Source organism: Erwinia sp., assembly GCF_049696395.1.
Taxonomy (GTDB): domain Bacteria; phylum Pseudomonadota; class Gammaproteobacteria; order Enterobacterales; family Enterobacteriaceae; genus Erwinia.
Map to the genome: position 1 here is coordinate 1 of NZ_JBAVTT010000001.1, position 15,281 is coordinate 15,281.

Consider the following 15,281-nt stretch of genomic DNA (forward strand, 5'->3'; position numbering starts at 1 on the left):
AACCAGCCTGCCAGCAAATTGATTAAAGTTTCATTACTCTGATCGATGGCAATATCGGTTGCGCTGATCGACGGTGTGGCAATCAACTCACGGTATAACTCGATAAAAGGGGGTAATTTTGTCTTCACTGTTGCCATTCCTTGAGTTAGGATAGTGTCATATTCATGCATTAATAGTGAATAAAAATACATTAACGGCGTGCGGATGGAAACCGAAAGTTGCTCCATACTCCAGCGCCGCTCACGTGGGAAGACAGCCTTAATTCGCTGCTGCCCGGAAATTTGAGACCAGAAAAGGGTGTCAGTCTGATGTTGAATACGCTGATTGTTGGTGCCAGTGGTTATGCTGGCGTAGAGCTTGCGACTTACCTGAATCGTCATCCACAGGTGAACATAACCGCTTTGGCGGTTTCAGCGCAAAGCCCGGACGCAGGAAAATTACTTTCCGATCTCCATCCGCAGCTGAAAGGCATCCTCGATATGCCGCTGCAGCCGTTGAGCAGCGCTGCGCAGTATGCCGATAAAGTGGACGTCGTTTTTCTGGCGACAGCCCACGAAGTCAGCCACGACCTGGCGCCGGAATTTCTCGCTGCAGGTTGTGTGGTGTTCGATCTCTCTGCTGCTTTCCGCGTGAACGATCAAAGCTTCTTCACAGAGTACTACGGCTTCACTCATCAGCATCAGGACTGGCTGGATAAAGCCGTTTATGGTCTGGCCGAGTGGCAGCATGAAAACATTAAAGAAGCCCAGTTGATTGCTGTCCCAGGGTGTTATCCAACTGCCGCCCAGCTGGGCTTGAAGCCGCTGGTTGCCGCGGGTCTGTTGAATGAAGCGCAATGGCCAGTCATCAACGCCACAAGCGGCGTTAGCGGTGCGGGCCGTAAAGCGGCTGTCGGCACCAGCTTCTGCGAGGTCAGCCTCCAGCCGTACGGAATTTTCACCCATCGTCATCATCCAGAAATCGAAGCGCACCTTGGCGTTCCGGTTATTTTTACGCCGCACCTGGGCAATTTCCCGCGTGGCATTCTGGCGACAACGACCTGCCGTTTAAAAGCAGGCGTGACGGCTGACGATGTGGCAGAAGCTTTCCATACTGCTTATCACGATAAGCCGCTGGTCCGCGTTTATGAAAAAGGCGTGCCGTCCATTAAAGGCGTTGTTGGTCTGCCTTTCTGCGATATCGGCTTCGCGGTGAAGGGCGAACACCTGATCGTGGTCTCAGCAGAGGACAATCTGCTGAAAGGCGCCTCTTCGCAGGCTGTGCAATGCCTGAATATTCGTTTCGGCTTCCCGGAAACTCAGTCACTTATTTAATCGGTGAAGATGATTATGACGACTCCTTTAATTATAAAACTCGGTGGCGTGCTGCTGGATAACGAAGAGGCGCTGGAGCGCCTGTTTGGCGCGCTGGTTGCCTACCGTGCAGAGCATCAGCGTCCATTGCTGATCGTCCACGGCGGTGGCTGCCTGGTTGATGAGCTGATGAGCAAGCTCTCATTGCCAGTGAAAAAGAAAAATGGCCTGCGCGTTACGCCTGCTGACCAGATCGATATTATTACTGGTGCCCTGGCAGGTACGGCGAACAAGACCCTGCTGGCCTGGTCGAAAAAACAGGGGATAGAAGCTGTTGGCCTTTGCCTGGGCGACGGCAGCAGCGTTAACGTTGAAGCCTTTGATGAAGAGCTCGGTCACGTTGGGCTGGCCACGCCAGGTTCGCCAGTATTAATTAATACGCTGCTTACCGCAGGATTCCTGCCAGTGATCAGTTCCATCGGCATCACTCAGGATGGTAAGTTAATGAACGTCAACGCCGATCAGGCTGCGACCGCATTGGCCGCCACATTGGGTGCCGATTTGATCCTGCTCTCCGATGTCAGTGGCATCCTGGATGGTCAGGGACAGCGTATTGAAGAGATGACCGCCGCCAAAGCTGAGAAGTTGATTGCTGAAGGCGTGATTACCGACGGTATGATTGTCAAAGTAAATGCAGCCCTGGACGCTGCCCGTACGCTGGGCCGTCCGGTGGATATCGCCAGCTGGCGTCATGCTGAGCAGCTGCCGACCCTATTTAACGGCGTGTCAATTGGCACCCGGATCCTCGCTTAATCAGAAACGGATTCAAGGAAAAGACAATGCAAGACAAGAGCATCAAAAAAATCGTTCTGGCTTACTCCGGTGGTCTGGATACCTCCGCCATCATTCCCTGGCTGAAAGAGAACTACGGCGGCTGTGAAGTGGTCGCTTTTGTGGCTGATATCGGTCAGGAGCGTGGCGATCTGGAAGGCGTTGAGCAGAAAGCCCTGCAGTCTGGCGCTTCCGAATGTCACGTTGTCGATCTGCGTGAAGAGTTCATCAGCGAGTATGTTTACCCTGTTCTGCAGACCGGTGCTCTGTATGAAGGAACCTATTTGCTGGGAACGTCTATGGCGCGTCCAATCATCGCTAAAGCTCAGGTTGAGCTGGCGTTGAAAGTGGGTGCAGATGCCCTGTGCCACGGCGCAACCGGTAAAGGTAACGACCAGGTGCGTTTTGAAACCACTTACACCGCGCTGGCTCCTCAATTGAAAGTGGTTGCTCCATGGCGTGAGTGGAACCTGCGTTCCCGTGAAGCCCTGCTGGATTACCTGAAAGAGCGCAACATCCCAACAACGGCTTCTCTGGAAAAGATCTACAGCCGTGATGAAAACGCCTGGCACATCTCTACCGAAGGCGGCGTGCTGGAAAGCCCATGGAATGCACCAAACAAAGATTGCTGGGTGTGGACAGTGGATCCGTTAGAAGCCCCAGACCAGCCAGAGCAGGTGACCGTTTCTGTCGAGAAAGGTCGCGTTGTTGCCGTGAATGGTAAAGCATTAAGCCCATTCCAGTGCCTGGACGCGCTGAATGTTATCGGGGCGAAACACGGCGTTGGCCGTATCGACATCGTGGAAAACCGTCTGGTTGGGATCAAATCCCGCGGCTGCTACGAAACCCCAGGCGGCACCATCATGGTGAACGCACTGCGTGCTGTTGAGCAGTTGGTTCTGGACCGTGACAGCTTCAAATGGCGTGAGCAGTTAGGCCACGAGATGTCTTATGTGGTTTACGACGGTCGCTGGTTCGCGCCACTGCGCAAATCCATCCAGGCCGCGGCTCAGTCACTGGCTGAAGAAGTGAACGGCGAAGTGGTGCTGCAGCTTTATAAAGGCACCGTAACTGCGATTCAGAAGAAATCCGCTAACAGCCTGTACTCAGAAGAGTTCGCTACCTTCGGCGAAGATGAAGTGTACGATCACCGTCATGCTGGTGGCTTCATCCGTCTGTTCTCCCTCTCTTCACGCATTCGTGCGCTGAACGAAAAGAAATAGGCCTGAGTTAAGGCCCATCGCGCCAGGGTGACTGATTCTCTCTGGCGCCGCGTTAAAAAATTTACTCTCACCAAACGAATTAATGGAGCACTGACATGGCACTTTGGGGTGGACGGTTTACTCAGGCAGCAGATCAACGTTTCAAACAATTTAATGACTCGCTGCGCTTTGACTATCGTCTGGCAGAGCAGGATATTGTCGGATCCATTGCCTGGTCCAAAGCGCTGGTGACGGTCAATGTTCTGACCACAGAAGAACAGCAGCAGCTGGAAAGCGCGCTGACTGTGTTGCTGGAAGAGGTGCGTGCCAATCCGCAGCAAATCCTTGAAAGCGATGCAGAAGATATTCACAGCTATGTTGAGGGACGCCTGATTGAGAAAGTCGGCGCGCTTGGCAAAAAGCTCCACACCGGCCGTAGCCGTAATGATCAGGTCGCGACCGATCTGAAATTATGGTGTAAAGCGCAGGTCAGCGAGCTGCTGATCGCTACCCGCCAGTTCCAGCAGGCGCTGGTGGCTACCGCTGAAGCTAATCAGGACGCAGTGATGCCTGGTTACACCCACTTGCAACGCGCCCAGCCGGTGACGTTTGCGCACTGGTGCCTGGCTTATGTCGAAATGCTGGCCCGTGATGAAAGCCGCTTGCAGGACACATTGAAGCGTCTTGATGTCAGCCCGTTAGGCTGTGGCGCTTTAGCCGGAACGGCCTATGAAATCGATCGTGAGCAGCTGGCTGGCTGGTTAGGCTTCGCTTCCGCCACCCGTAACAGTCTGGACACTGTTTCTGACCGCGACCACGTTCTGGAACTGCTGTCTGATGCTTCCATTGGCATGGTCCACCTTTCCCGCTTCGCAGAAGATCTGATCTTCTTTAATACCGGTGAAGCTGGCTTTGTTGAGCTTTCAGACCGGGTAACTTCCGGCTCTTCTCTGATGCCGCAGAAGAAAAACCCGGATGCGCTGGAGCTGATCCGTGGCAAATGCGGTCGTGTGCAGGGCGCACTGACCGGCATGATGATGACGCTGAAAGGTCTGCCGCTGGCGTACAACAAAGACATGCAGGAAGACAAAGAAGGGCTGTTTGATGCGCTGGATACCTGGTCAGACTGCCTGCATATGGCGGCGCTGGTGCTGGACGGGATTCAGGTTAAGCGCCCACGTTGCCAGGAAGCGGCCGAACAGGGTTACGCTAACTCCACCGAACTGGCTGACTACCTGGTCAGTAAAGGTATGCCGTTCCGTGAAGCTCACCACGTGGTAGGTGAAGTCGTTGTGGCGGCCATCGCTAAAGGCGTGGCTCTGGAAGCCCTTAAGCTGAATGAACTGCAAGCGTTCAGCAGCGTGATTGCTGAGGATGTTTATCCGTTCCTTTCCCTGCAATCCTGCCTGGATAAGCGTAATGCCAAAGGCGGCGTTTCGCCTCATCAGGTCTCGCTTGCTATTACGGATGCGAAAAACCGTCTGATTTAATGTAAACGTGGTGCCGAAAAAAACGGGCAGGGGATATTCTCCGCCCGTTTTTTTGCTTAAGTGGCACAGGAGAGAGTGGAAAATATTCGAAACATTGTTTAGTATCCTGATTAAATAAATAGAATTAACAATACTTAAGTGCATTTATAACATTTAAATACACTCCGCCTAATATATAATTTTCACCTCATGATCTATTTGTTGATTTGAAATTTCGGCACCTTCTCAGAGTATGCATTATTTTATTTTGCCATTAGATTGTTCAGAAGTTAATTTATATAGTGTTTAGCACCTCTGTTATTGAGGTGGTTTTAATTGTTGGCATTTTATGAATGAAGTTTACAAAAGGAGGGGTAAATTATGCGTGAATTAACGTCGTCTGAAGTATCAGATGTTTCTGGTGCCGAAGGAATCGGTGAATTTGTATTTGATCGCCTTAAGAGTTCAGTATTTGGTTCCGTAGCTGCCGCAATGACCGGAGGGACTATTGGTTATTTGCGAGGAGGAGATGCTATGGGGATCTTCGGTCTAAGTATTATAGGTCAATTGGTTGGCGCTGTTGGTGCCGGAATTATTGGTGGCATCGGAGGCGCGGTGGGCGGCTTACTGGTTCCTTTCAGCTGGAGCTATCCCCTGGCAATCTCTGCGTTACAAAATGTGGTCGGTGGGGGCATAAAATAATTCGTTATCTGTAAAGAATACTCGGCTAGTTAAATTAAAAGGAATTAGATAATACGTGAATTAATCTCTGAAGAAATCAACCTGGTTTCTGGTGCCTATGGTGAAAATATCTACGCCAATATTGCCGAAGGCGTGGTTTGTTCTATCGGTGGCGCAATCATTGGATGCTGGACTCTGGCTACTGCCGGTGGGCGCGGCGCTTATTGGTATCGGAGGCGGTTTTACTGCGCTAATTGGTATGGTCGGTGGCGCAGCTATTGGCGCAGTTCTTGGTGCTATTTCGGGCCCCTTCGTGGGATATAAACCAGGACTGGTTATAGTTGAAGGAATGCTCAACAATCTAATGATAGGAAAACCAGGTGTATGATACGAAGTATGACGCCGTAGACTAATATCGAGTCATCAAGTGTCAGTGCACCGATAGACATAACCGTTTGACTTAAGCTGAGCGATCGATGAAGTATATGCTCTTAAGCTAAAAAAAAGGCGGGCCACTGCTGGCCCGCCAAATAAGGTTTCGACTTTATTCTACGTTCTCGGCACATAAGAGAGCGGGTAGACGTGGCATCACCCATTCTGCTTAATGTCTTAAGCTACAAAAAACCTTTCCAGATCGTCGCTGCCACCAATATGGCGCCCACCGATAAAGACCTGTGGTACCGTTGCGCGACCCGTTACGGCGCGAAGGCTGACGGTTGTCGCATCCTGACCCAGCACAATCTCTTCGTACTGAATACCGCGATCCTGCAGCATTTGTTTAGCTTTGGCGCAGAATGAACAGCCTGGTTTAGTGAACAGGGAAACGGATTCCTGCACTTTAAATTCCGGTGCCAGATAACGCAGCATGGTGTCAGCATCAGACACTTCAAACGGGTCGCCAGGCTTGTTTGGTTCAACAAACATTTTTTCTACCACGCCGTTACGTACCAGCATGGAATAACGCCAAGAACGTGGACCAAAGCCCAGGTCGGCTTTTTCAACCAGCATCTCCATTCCACGGGTAAAATCACCGTTACCGTCTGGAATAAAGGTAATGTTTGACGCATGCTGATCGGCTTTCCAGGCGTTCATCACAAAGGTATCGTTCACTGATACGCAGAGAATGTTGTCGACACCGTGTTTCTTAAAGACATCGGACAGCTCGTTATAACGCGGAAGATGGCTGGAGGAACAGGTCGGGGTAAAAGCGCCCGGCAGAGAAAACAGAATGACGGTTTTATCTTTGAACAGCTCATCAGTGGTCACATCGACCCAGTTATCGCCCTGACGAGTGTGAAAAGTGACCTGCGGGACTGACTTACCTTCCTGACTTGCAAACATAAAAATCCTCTATAAATTCCTAAAAATTGATTTATCTCGCGAACTGGGGACATTATTGCCATCTGCGCTTGATAGGGATAATCGTTGATTGCTATCCTATCTATCGCCACGGACTATCGTGGCCCGGAGGATAAAAATGAACATTCGTGATCTTGAATACCTGGTAGCGTTGGCCGAACACCGTCATTTTCGACGTGCAGCAGATTCCTGCCATGTCAGCCAACCCACCCTGAGCGGCCAAATCCGCAAGCTGGAAGATGAGCTTGGCGTGATGTTATTAGAGCGAACCAGTCGTAAGGTGCTGTTTACCCAGGCAGGATTGCTGTTGGTCGATCAGGCACGTACGGTTTTACGTGAAGTGAAAGTGCTGAAGGAGATGGCCAGCCAGCAAGGCGAAGAGATGTCCGGGCCAATGCATATCGGGCTGATACCGACTGTCGGGCCCTATTTGCTGCCGCAGATTGTGCCGAACCTGCACAAAACGTTCCCTAAGCTGGAAATGTACCTGCACGAAGCGCAGACCCAGCAGTTGCTGGCTCAGCTGGATAGCGGAAAGCTGGACTGTGCGATTCTGGCGCTGGTGAAAGAGTCAGAAGCCTTTATTGAAGTGCCGCTGTTTGATGAGCCAATGAAGCTGGCGATTTATCAGGATCATCCATGGCGCGATCGTGATCGTGTGCCGATGTCCGATTTGGCCGGTGAAAAGCTACTCATGCTGGAAGACGGTCACTGTCTGCGAGACCAGGCGATGGGATTCTGCTTCCAGGCCGGTGCAGACGAAGATACGCACTTCCGTGCGACCAGTCTGGAGACGCTGCGCAATATGGTGGCGGCAGGCAGCGGAATTACTCTGCTACCAGCATTAGCCGTGCCGAAAGAGCGTGTGCGGGATGGCGTTTGCTATCTGCCTTGTTACAAACCTGTTCCACAGCGCACTATTGCGCTGGTTTATCGCCCTGGATCGCCGCTGCGCGGCCGCTATGAGCAGCTGGCAGAGGCAATCAAGGTCCATATGCAAAACTATATGGGCTCGGCGTTAAAACAGGCGGTTTAAGCCGTTTAATGCCGCAACGCGATAAGCTTCAGCCATTGTTGGATAGTTGAAGGTGGTATTCACGAAGTACTCGATCGTGTTGCCGCCGTTCTTCTGTTCCATGATGGCCTGGCCAATATGGATGATCTCCGCAGCACGCTCACCGAAACAGTGGATCCCAAGGATCTCTTTGGTTTCGCGGTGGAAGAGAATTTTCAGGCTGCCGACATTCATCCCGACAATCTGCGCACGTGCCAGATGTTTAAACTGCGCGCGGCCCACTTCGTAAGGCACTTTCATCGCTGTCAGCTGCTGTTCGGTTTTACCCACAGAGCTGATTTCAGGAATGGTGTAAATCCCGGTAGGAATGTCTTCAATCAGGTGAGCATTTGCTTCACCTTTAATCAGCGCCTGCGCCGCAATACGGCCCTGATCGTAAGCCGCAGAAGCCAGACTTGGGTAGCCAATCACATCACCAACCGCGTAAATGTGCGGCTGCGCGGTCTGATACATGCTGTTCACTTTCAGTAACCCACGACCGTCAGCTTCCAGCCCGACATTTTCCAGCGACAGTGAATCGGTGTTCCCGGTTCGTCCATTGGCGAACAGCAGGCAGTCAGCTTTCACTTTCTTGCCTGACTTCAGGTGCATGATCACCCCGTCACTGACCCCTTCAATCTTCTCGTACTCTTCGTTATGACGAATCACCACGCCGCTGTTCCAGAAGTGGTAAGAGAGCGAATCTGAAATTTCCTGATCCAGGAACGCCAGAAGATGATCGCGGGTGTTAATCAAATCAACCTTTACATTCAGGCCACGGAAGATGGAAGCGTATTCACAGCCAATCACACCAGCACCATAGATAATCACATGGCCCGGTTCGTGGTGAAGGTTCAGGATCGAGTCGCTGTCGTAAACGCGTGGATGGGTAAAGTCCACATCTGGTGGATGGTAAGGCCGTGAGCCACAGGCGATGACAAATTTCTCTGCCGTCAGGCGCTCAATACTGCCGTCGTGGGAGGCAATCTCGAGGGTGTTCGCATCGATAAAGCGCGCATCACCCTGATACAACTCGCAGCGGTTCCGCTCGTAAAAACCCTGACGCATACGGGTTTGCTGGCTAATCACGTTTTCAGTGTGTTTAAGGATGTCGGCAAACGAAGAGCGTAACTGACGGGCCTGATCGCTGTAGAGCGGGTTCTGGTTGAACTCGATAATACGACTGACTGCGTGGCGCAGGGCTTTCGATGGAATGGTTCCCCAATGCGTACAACCGCCACCGATGTTGTGATAACGCTCGATTACGGCAATACGGGCACCCTGTTTCAGCAGGCCCATTGCGGCACCTTCGCCGCCAGGACCTGAGCCAATCACAATGGCGTCGTAATCATAAGACTGTTGCATACCAATACGTCCTATTTTTTTATACAATTTTTCAACGAGATTCTAACATCCCGATGACCACTTCCCAATTCTAACCGACTTTTTTGCCATCATTTGACAAAGCGTGGGGTTAACAGGCGCTCACAAACTAGATGCCACTGTACGCTGAAATTTTTGTTATAGTGCCAATCAGCTAAGTAAAACAGGCACAAACATGACTACCATGGGCGTCAGAGCACAGCAGAAAGAACGGACAAGACGTTCGCTGATTGAAGCGGCATTTAGTCAACTAAGTGCCGAGCGGAGTTTTGCCAGCCTGAGTCTGAGAGAAGTCGCCAGGGAGGCGGGGATAGCACCGACGTCATTTTACCGTCACTTTCGTGATGTAGATGAGTTAGGGTTAACCATGGTGGATGAAAGTGGATTGATGCTTCGCCAGTTGATGCGCCAGGCGCGTCAACGCATCGCCAAAGGAGGCAGTGTCATTCGTACCTCTGTCTCCACTTTCATGGAGTTTATCGGCAACAATCCCAATGCTTTCCGCCTGCTGCTGCGGGAGCGTTCAGGAACATCGGCGGCGTTTCGTGCCGCGGTTGCCCGCGAAATTCAGCATTTTATCGCCGAACTGGCGGATTACCTTGAGATTGAAAACCGCATGCCGCGTAGCTTCACCGAAGCACAGGCGGAAGCGATGGTGATTATCGTGTTTAACGCCGGTGCAGAAGCGCTGGATATCGATATTGATCAACGCCGTCAGCTGGAAGAACGGCTGGTGTTGCAGTTGCGGATGATTTCGAAAGGGGCTTATTACTGGTATCGTCGTGAACAGGAGAGGCTGGCGGTAACGCTGGAATCCCGTGACTAAAGGAAAGTGACATGAGTTTAGCGCCTGGCCGTGACAGAGGTACGCTGTTGCTGGCATTTCTTACCGGATTGTCGATCAACGGGACGTTTTCGGTGTTATTCAGTTCCCTTGTGCCGTTCTCAATTTTCCCTGTTATTGCGCTGGGCCTGGCTGCCTGGTGCCTGCATCAACGCTATCTTAATCGCTCAATGCCGGAAGGTATGCCTTCACTGGCCGCCGCGTTTTTCCTGCTTGGCATCCTGCTCTATAGCGCTATCGTGCGCGCAGAATACCCGGAAATCGGCTCCAACTTTATCCCGACCATCCTGATGGTGGCCTTAGTCTTCTGGATTGGGCTCAAGCTGCGTACGCGCAAAAGCGAAGAGTAAAAGGGGCGACCGCTGTCGCCCAACTCTTTAGCGTCTGGTCAGCAGGACGCCGCACTCCATATGGTGCGTATAGGGGAACTGGTCGAACAGCGCCAGTTTCTCAACCTTATGCGTCTCTGACAACGTGGCCAGGTTTTCGCACAGCGTTTCCGGGTTGCAGGAGATATAAAGGATGCGCGGGTAAGCCTGCACCATTTTCACGGTATCTGCATCCAGTCCACTGCGTGGAGGGTCGACAAAAATCGTCTCGCACTGGTAGCTCTGCAGATCGATACCTTCCAGACGCCTGAACTGACGCTTCCCTTTCATGGCTTCGGTAAATTCTTCTGCCGACATGCGGATGATCTGCACGTTATCGATATTATTAACCGCAATGTTGTACTGAGCAGAAGCAACGGACGGTTTAGCAATTTCAGTGGCAAGCACTCGGTTGAAGTTACGGGCGAGAGCCAAAGAAAAATTGCCGTTGCCGCAGTAAAGCTCCAGTAAATCCCCTGCAGAGTCTTTGGTGACATTCAGCGCCCACTCCAGCATCTGAATATTCATTGCCGCATTGGGCTGAGTGAAACTGTTCTCTACCTGACGATAAATGATGTCTTTTCCGGCGACCGGTAAGCACTCATCGACATAATCGCGATCCAGACAGATTTTGGTCTTGGTAGCGCGACCAATCAACTGCACATCAAAACCTTCTGCACGCAACGCATCCCGCAGGACTTCCGCTTCTTTCTGCCACTCTTCGGTCAGCGCACGGTGGTACAGCATCGACACCACGATCTGATTGCTCAGCGTGGACAGGTAATCGACCTGGAAAAGCTTATGACGCAATGCTTTGTTATCACGTACGGCTGCGATCAGGCGTGGCATCAAGTCATTAATTAACTTGCTGGCGGCCGGGAAGCGCTCTACACGTATCCGCTCTCGGGTTTGTTGATCAAAAATGATGTGATAAATGTCATCACCTTCGTGCCAGAGACGGAACTCCGCCCGCATACGGTAATGGCTGACCGGTGAACGAAAGACGTCAACTTCCGGAGCCGCAAACGGGGTCATCAACGTCTGCAGACGGGTAACCTTTTCCTCAAGTTGGGCATCATAGTGTTCAATGGGCAGCTGTTCTGGCGTCATGCGTTTTCCTGGGTTGAAGGGCTTTTATTGCCGGGCGATTGTAGGCATCTGTCACTCAATGTCCAGTGTTGTGCAGTTTCGGAGCGTTTTGGTCGTCAGGATATCTGGACTCCTCTCTCGCATGAACATAAGATGCGATTTCCGGCCTTTCAAACAGTTAAAAGGGAATCCAGTACCAAGCTGGAGCTGACGCGCAGCGGTAGGGAATGTCATGGCGAACGTTATGCAGACACTGTCTTACGATGGGAAGTCTTCGCCATTTAATGATTCCGAGCCCGAAGACCTGCCGGTATTCCGTCGCAATTCATACGATCATCGCGTGCTATCGATCGTAGGCCTGCGGCATCCTGCTTGAATTTTTGGATGCTTTGTCAAAAATGATAATCAATAAAACCCCTCTGTTGGCTTTTAGCGCAACGGCGATTTCCCTCTGGGCGCAGAATGGCTTTGCACAAAACGCTGATAACACGCTGGTAACCACAGCTAATCGCTTCGCGCAGCCTGTTTCTTCCGTATTAGCACCGACGACGGTTGTCACGCGTGAAGAGATTGACCGCTGGCAGTCCAAAAGTGTTGCGGATGTGATGCGCCGTCTGCCTGGCGTTGATATTGCACAAAGTGGTGGGCTGGGACAGCAGAGTTCCCTGTTTATCCGTGGGACGCAATCCAGCCATGTGCTGGTCCTGATTGATGGGATCCGCCTCAATGGTGCAGGTATCAGCGGGTCATCCGATCTTAGCCAAATCCCACTCTCTCTTGTGCAGCGAATTGAATACGTCCGTGGCGCGCGTTCGGCTGTTTATGGATCGGATGCGATTGGCGGTGTGGTTAACATCATTACTGGCCGCAGTAAGCCGGGCACTACGCTTAACGCCGGTGTCGGGTCTAATGGCTATCAGTCTTATGATGGTTCTACCCAGCAAATGTTAGGGCCCAATACCAGGGTGACGCTGGCCGGTAACTATACCTACACCAAAGGCTATGACGTGGTGGCCAATTATCCTGATGCGTACGGTGACCCGGCGCAGAAAGATCGTGATGGATTCATGAGTAAATCGCTCTACGGCTCGGTAGAACAGCAGTTTAATGACGAACTCAGCGGCTTTGTGCGTGGCTATGGTTATGACAACCGCACGGCATATGACAACAGCTTGAACTTAAGCGTTCCTGGCGCATTGGTTGATACCCGTCAGCTTTACAGCCAGACGTGGGATACCGGTCTGCGTTTTAACCGTGACATCTATTCCACTCAGTTGGTCGCCAGCTACAGCCATACCAAGGATTACAACTACGATCCGCGTCTGGGCCGTTATGCCGATCCAGCCACTCTGGATGACGTTGAGCAGTACAACCTGCAATGGGGGAACACGGTTGCAGTAGGCTACGGCACCGTTAGCGCTGGCGTGGACTGGCAGAAGCAAACATCAGAACCAAACACTAACTCCGTTAGTGAAGGGCAGGAGCAACGTAACACGGGAGTCTATGCCACCGCGCAGCAAAAGCTGGGCAGCGTGACGTTTGAAGGCGCCGTTCGTGGTGATGATAATAATAGTTTTGGTTGGCACAACACCTGGCAAACCAGTGCCTCGTGGGAATTTGTTGACGGTTACAGCGTCTTCGCTTCTTACGGGACGGCCTTTAAGGCACCTAACCTGAGCCAGGTTTATAGCGCAACTTACGGTAATCGCGATCTGGACCCGGAAAAAAGCAAACAGTGGGAAGGGGGCTTTGAGGGCCTTACCGGCCCGGTTAACTGGCGTCTGTCTGGTTACCGCAACGATATTGATGACCTTATCGATAGCGATCCCACGACTTTCCGTTATTACAATATAGATAAGGCCACCATTAAGGGCGTAGAAGCTACCGCTTCATTTGATACTGGCCCTGTTAGCCATACCGTTTCCTATGACTATGTTGACCCGCGTGATGGCAAGACTAACGAAATCCTCGTTCGTCGTGCTAAGCAGCAGGTTAAGTACCAGCTGGATTACACGGTGTATGATTTTGACTGGTCGCTGAGCTATCAGTATCTGGGCGAGCGTTACGATAAGGACTACAACACCTCTTATCTCCCCCGCACCGTAAAACTGGGTGGTGTTAGCCTGTGGGATCTCGCCGTTTCGTATCCGGTCACGTCTCAGCTGACCGTTCGTGGTAGAATAGCCAACCTGTTCGATAAAGATTACGAGACAGTTTATGGCTATCAAACCCCAGGAAGGGAGTATTACCTCAGCGGCAGTTACACCTTCTAAAGAACGTCCCACCGTGCTGGTTTTTGATTCTGGCGTCGGTGGGCTTTCAGTCTATGAAGAGCTCCGGCAACTGATGCCGGACCTTCACTACCTTTATGCCTTCGATAACGTGGCCTTTCCTTATGGGGAAAAGTCGGAAGAGTTCATCGTCCACCGCGTAGTAGAGATAGTAGAAGCTGTAACTCGTCGCTACCCGCTGGCGCTGGTAGTGATAGCCTGTAACTCTGCCAGTACCGTCACCCTCCCTGCACTTCGTACGCGTTTTGACTTCCCTGTAGTTGGCGTAGTGCCCGCCATCAAACCTGCTGCCCGTCTGACCCGTAATGGCATCGTTGGCTTACTGGCTACGCGTGGCACGGTTAAGCGTCCTTACACGCATGAGCTGGTGGCGCGTTTCGCCAGTGAATGTAAAACGGAAATGCTGGGATCGGCAGAACTGGTTGAGCTGGCTGAAGCGAAGCTTCAGGGCAAGCCCGTTCCGCTGGAAGACGTTCGTCGTATTCTGCAACCCTGGCTGCGGATGAAAGAACCCCCGGATACGGTTGTGCTAGGTTGTACTCACTTCCCTCTATTAAATGAGGAGTTGCAGCAGGTATTGCCAGAAGGGACGCGTTTGGTGGATTCAGGTGCAGCGATAGCTCGCCGTACGGCCTGGTTACTGGAAAATGAATCTCCGGCTGCATTTTCTGCCGACAGTAATATTGCTTATTGCATGGACATTACCGCACAGGCTGTACAATTAATGCCCGTTTTGAAGCGTTATGGCTTCGAAAAGCTCGAAAAACTGGCACTTTAGTCCCTTTGTGAATGAAAAGTAGTCGGTTGAAAAGTTTTTTGCATTTAGCGCTTGTCAGTCTCCAGAAAATCCCTATACTGCGCCTCCACTGACACGGAACAACGACTTACTAGTCGCCGGGTCAGGAAGAGAAAAGTGAGAAAATTACTTGACTCTTCAGCGGGAAAGCGTAATATCTGCACCCCGCGCCACACGAGAATATGTGGCACTGCTCTTTAACAATTTATCAGACAATCTGTGTGGGCACTCACAAGACGATATCAGCCACTTCGGTGGCAAAAAATATCAAGTCTTAGAGAGTGACCAAGCAGTAATTCATTAAGTGAATTATTACGAAAGTAAATCTCTGAGCATCGCTGCACTTGTTGCAGCAAATCGAACTTTAATTGAAGAGTTTGATCATGGCTCAGATTGAACGCTGGCGGCAGGCCTAACACATGCAAGTCGAGCGGTAGCACGGGAGAGCTTGCTCTCTGGGTGACGAGCGGCGGACGGGTGAGTAATGTCTGGGAAACTGCCTGATGGAGGGGGATAACTACTGGAAACGGTAGCTAATACCGCATAACGTCTTCGGACCAAAGAGGGGGACCTTCGGGCCTCTTGCCATCAGATGTGCCCAGATGGGATTAGCTAGTAGGTG

At 51.6% G+C, this 15,281-nt stretch carries 14 protein-coding genes, 1 rRNA gene, 1 pseudogene and 1 riboswitch; of the genes and pseudogenes, 12 read left to right on the plus strand and 4 right to left on the minus strand.

Annotation, left to right across the window (positions count from 1 at the left end):
• Positions 1-128 (minus strand): annotated as a pseudogene (locus tag WCC56_RS00005) (acetylornithine deacetylase); the annotation flags it as partial.
• 180 nt (positions 129-308) lie between these two features.
• Here WCC56_RS00005 and argC point away from each other — a divergent pair.
• The 6 genes from argC (at position 309) to WCC56_RS00035 (ending at position 5,863) form a co-directional block, all read left to right on the plus strand.
• Entirely contained in the window at positions 309-1,313 is a 1,005-nt protein-coding gene (gene argC / locus WCC56_RS00010; protein WP_424690387.1) for an N-acetyl-gamma-glutamyl-phosphate reductase, read from the plus strand.
• A gap of 15 nt (positions 1,314-1,328) precedes the next feature.
• Entirely contained in the window at positions 1,329-2,105 is a 777-nt protein-coding gene (argB, locus tag WCC56_RS00015) for an acetylglutamate kinase (protein WP_424690388.1), read from the plus strand.
• Positions 2,106-2,131: 26 nt separating this feature from the next.
• A complete protein-coding gene (locus WCC56_RS00020) occupies positions 2,132-3,346 on the plus strand; it encodes an argininosuccinate synthase (protein ID WP_424690389.1) in 1,215 nt (404 codons plus the stop codon).
• Positions 3,347-3,441: 95 nt separating this feature from the next.
• Positions 3,442-4,815 (plus strand): argininosuccinate lyase, encoded by a 1,374-nt coding sequence (argH, locus tag WCC56_RS00025; RefSeq protein ID WP_424690390.1) that lies wholly within the window; start codon positions 3,442-3,444, stop codon positions 4,813-4,815.
• 360 nt (positions 4,816-5,175) lie between these two features.
• Entirely contained in the window at positions 5,176-5,496 is a 321-nt protein-coding gene (locus WCC56_RS00030) for a colicin V synthesis protein (RefSeq protein WP_424690391.1), read from the plus strand.
• 97 nt (positions 5,497-5,593) lie between these two features.
• On the plus strand, positions 5,594-5,863 hold the full coding sequence (locus WCC56_RS00035; protein WP_424690392.1) for a hypothetical protein: 270 nt from the start codon (positions 5,594-5,596) through the stop codon (positions 5,861-5,863).
• A gap of 221 nt (positions 5,864-6,084) precedes the next feature.
• On the opposite strand, the gene WCC56_RS00040 is transcribed toward WCC56_RS00035, so the two are convergent.
• On the minus strand, positions 6,085-6,816 hold the full coding sequence (locus tag WCC56_RS00040) for a redoxin family protein (protein ID WP_424690393.1): 732 nt from the start codon (positions 6,814-6,816) through the stop codon (positions 6,085-6,087).
• A gap of 136 nt (positions 6,817-6,952) precedes the next feature.
• Between WCC56_RS00040 and oxyR the strand changes: the two genes are divergently transcribed.
• Positions 6,953-7,870, plus strand: coding sequence for a DNA-binding transcriptional regulator OxyR (gene oxyR / locus WCC56_RS00045; RefSeq protein WP_424690394.1), 918 nt, complete (start codon positions 6,953-6,955; stop codon positions 7,868-7,870).
• Here the strand turns inward: oxyR and sthA are convergent.
• Entirely contained in the window at positions 7,853-9,253 is a 1,401-nt protein-coding gene (gene sthA / locus WCC56_RS00050) for a Si-specific NAD(P)(+) transhydrogenase (RefSeq protein ID WP_424690395.1), read from the minus strand. The two genes, oxyR and sthA, sit on opposite strands and share 18 nt — an antisense overlap.
• 202 nt (positions 9,254-9,455) lie before the next feature.
• Between sthA and fabR the strand changes: the two genes are divergently transcribed.
• Together fabR and WCC56_RS00060 are read left to right on the plus strand one after the other, a co-directional pair.
• Complete coding sequence (fabR, locus tag WCC56_RS00055; RefSeq protein ID WP_424690400.1) at positions 9,456-10,097, plus strand: HTH-type transcriptional repressor FabR; 642 nt, start codon at positions 9,456-9,458, stop codon at positions 10,095-10,097.
• Between the two features lie 11 nt (positions 10,098-10,108).
• On the plus strand, positions 10,109-10,465 hold the full coding sequence (locus WCC56_RS00060; RefSeq protein ID WP_424690396.1) for a YijD family membrane protein: 357 nt from the start codon (positions 10,109-10,111) through the stop codon (positions 10,463-10,465).
• A gap of 27 nt (positions 10,466-10,492) precedes the next feature.
• On the opposite strand, the gene trmA is transcribed toward WCC56_RS00060, so the two are convergent.
• Positions 10,493-11,593, minus strand: a complete 1,101-nt coding sequence (gene trmA, locus WCC56_RS00065) for a tRNA (uridine(54)-C5)-methyltransferase TrmA (protein WP_424690397.1) — start codon at positions 11,591-11,593, stop codon at positions 10,493-10,495.
• A 125-nt stretch (positions 11,594-11,718) separates the two neighbouring features.
• Positions 11,719-11,898, plus strand: a riboswitch (cobalamin riboswitch).
• A gap of 72 nt (positions 11,899-11,970) precedes the next feature.
• On the opposite strand from trmA, the gene btuB reads away from it, so the two are divergent.
• From btuB to WCC56_RS00080, 3 genes are all read left to right on the plus strand, one after another.
• Positions 11,971-13,845 carry a TonB-dependent vitamin B12 receptor BtuB gene (gene btuB / locus WCC56_RS00070; protein WP_424690398.1) on the plus strand — a complete coding sequence of 625 codons (1,875 nt, stop codon included), beginning with the start codon at positions 11,971-11,973 and terminating at the stop codon, positions 13,843-13,845.
• A complete protein-coding gene (gene murI, locus WCC56_RS00075) occupies positions 13,790-14,641 on the plus strand; it encodes a glutamate racemase (RefSeq protein WP_424690399.1) in 852 nt (283 codons plus the stop codon). The genes btuB and murI overlap by 56 nt, the downstream gene beginning before the upstream one ends.
• Before the next feature lie 383 nt (positions 14,642-15,024).
• Positions 15,025-15,281, plus strand: a 16S ribosomal RNA gene (locus tag WCC56_RS00080); the annotation flags it as partial.

Bases quoted from the DNA above. Each gene is read 5' to 3' on its own strand.
- argC (WP_424690387.1), top strand. From the start codon at position 309: ATGTTGAATACGCTGATTGTTGGTGCCAGTGGTTATGCTGGCGTAGAG.
- argB (WP_424690388.1), top strand. From the start codon at position 1,329: ATGACGACTCCTTTAATTATAAAACTCGGTGGCGTGCTGCTGGATAAC.
- WCC56_RS00020 (WP_424690389.1), top strand. From the start codon at position 2,132: ATGCAAGACAAGAGCATCAAAAAAATCGTTCTGGCTTACTCCGGTGGT.
- argH (WP_424690390.1), top strand. From the start codon at position 3,442: ATGGCACTTTGGGGTGGACGGTTTACTCAGGCAGCAGATCAACGTTTC.
- WCC56_RS00030 (WP_424690391.1), top strand. From the start codon at position 5,176: ATGCGTGAATTAACGTCGTCTGAAGTATCAGATGTTTCTGGTGCCGAA.
- WCC56_RS00035 (WP_424690392.1), top strand. From the start codon at position 5,594: ATGGTGAAAATATCTACGCCAATATTGCCGAAGGCGTGGTTTGTTCTA.
- WCC56_RS00040 (WP_424690393.1), bottom strand. From the start codon at position 6,816: ATGTTTGCAAGTCAGGAAGGTAAGTCAGTCCCGCAGGTCACTTTTCAC.
- oxyR (WP_424690394.1), top strand. From the start codon at position 6,953: ATGAACATTCGTGATCTTGAATACCTGGTAGCGTTGGCCGAACACCGT.
- sthA (WP_424690395.1), bottom strand. From the start codon at position 9,253: ATGCAACAGTCTTATGATTACGACGCCATTGTGATTGGCTCAGGTCCT.
- fabR (WP_424690400.1), top strand. From the start codon at position 9,456: ATGGGCGTCAGAGCACAGCAGAAAGAACGGACAAGACGTTCGCTGATT.
- WCC56_RS00060 (WP_424690396.1), top strand. From the start codon at position 10,109: ATGAGTTTAGCGCCTGGCCGTGACAGAGGTACGCTGTTGCTGGCATTT.
- trmA (WP_424690397.1), bottom strand. From the start codon at position 11,593: ATGACGCCAGAACAGCTGCCCATTGAACACTATGATGCCCAACTTGAG.
- btuB (WP_424690398.1), top strand. From the start codon at position 11,971: ATGATAATCAATAAAACCCCTCTGTTGGCTTTTAGCGCAACGGCGATT.
- murI (WP_424690399.1), top strand. From the start codon at position 13,790: ATGGCTATCAAACCCCAGGAAGGGAGTATTACCTCAGCGGCAGTTACA.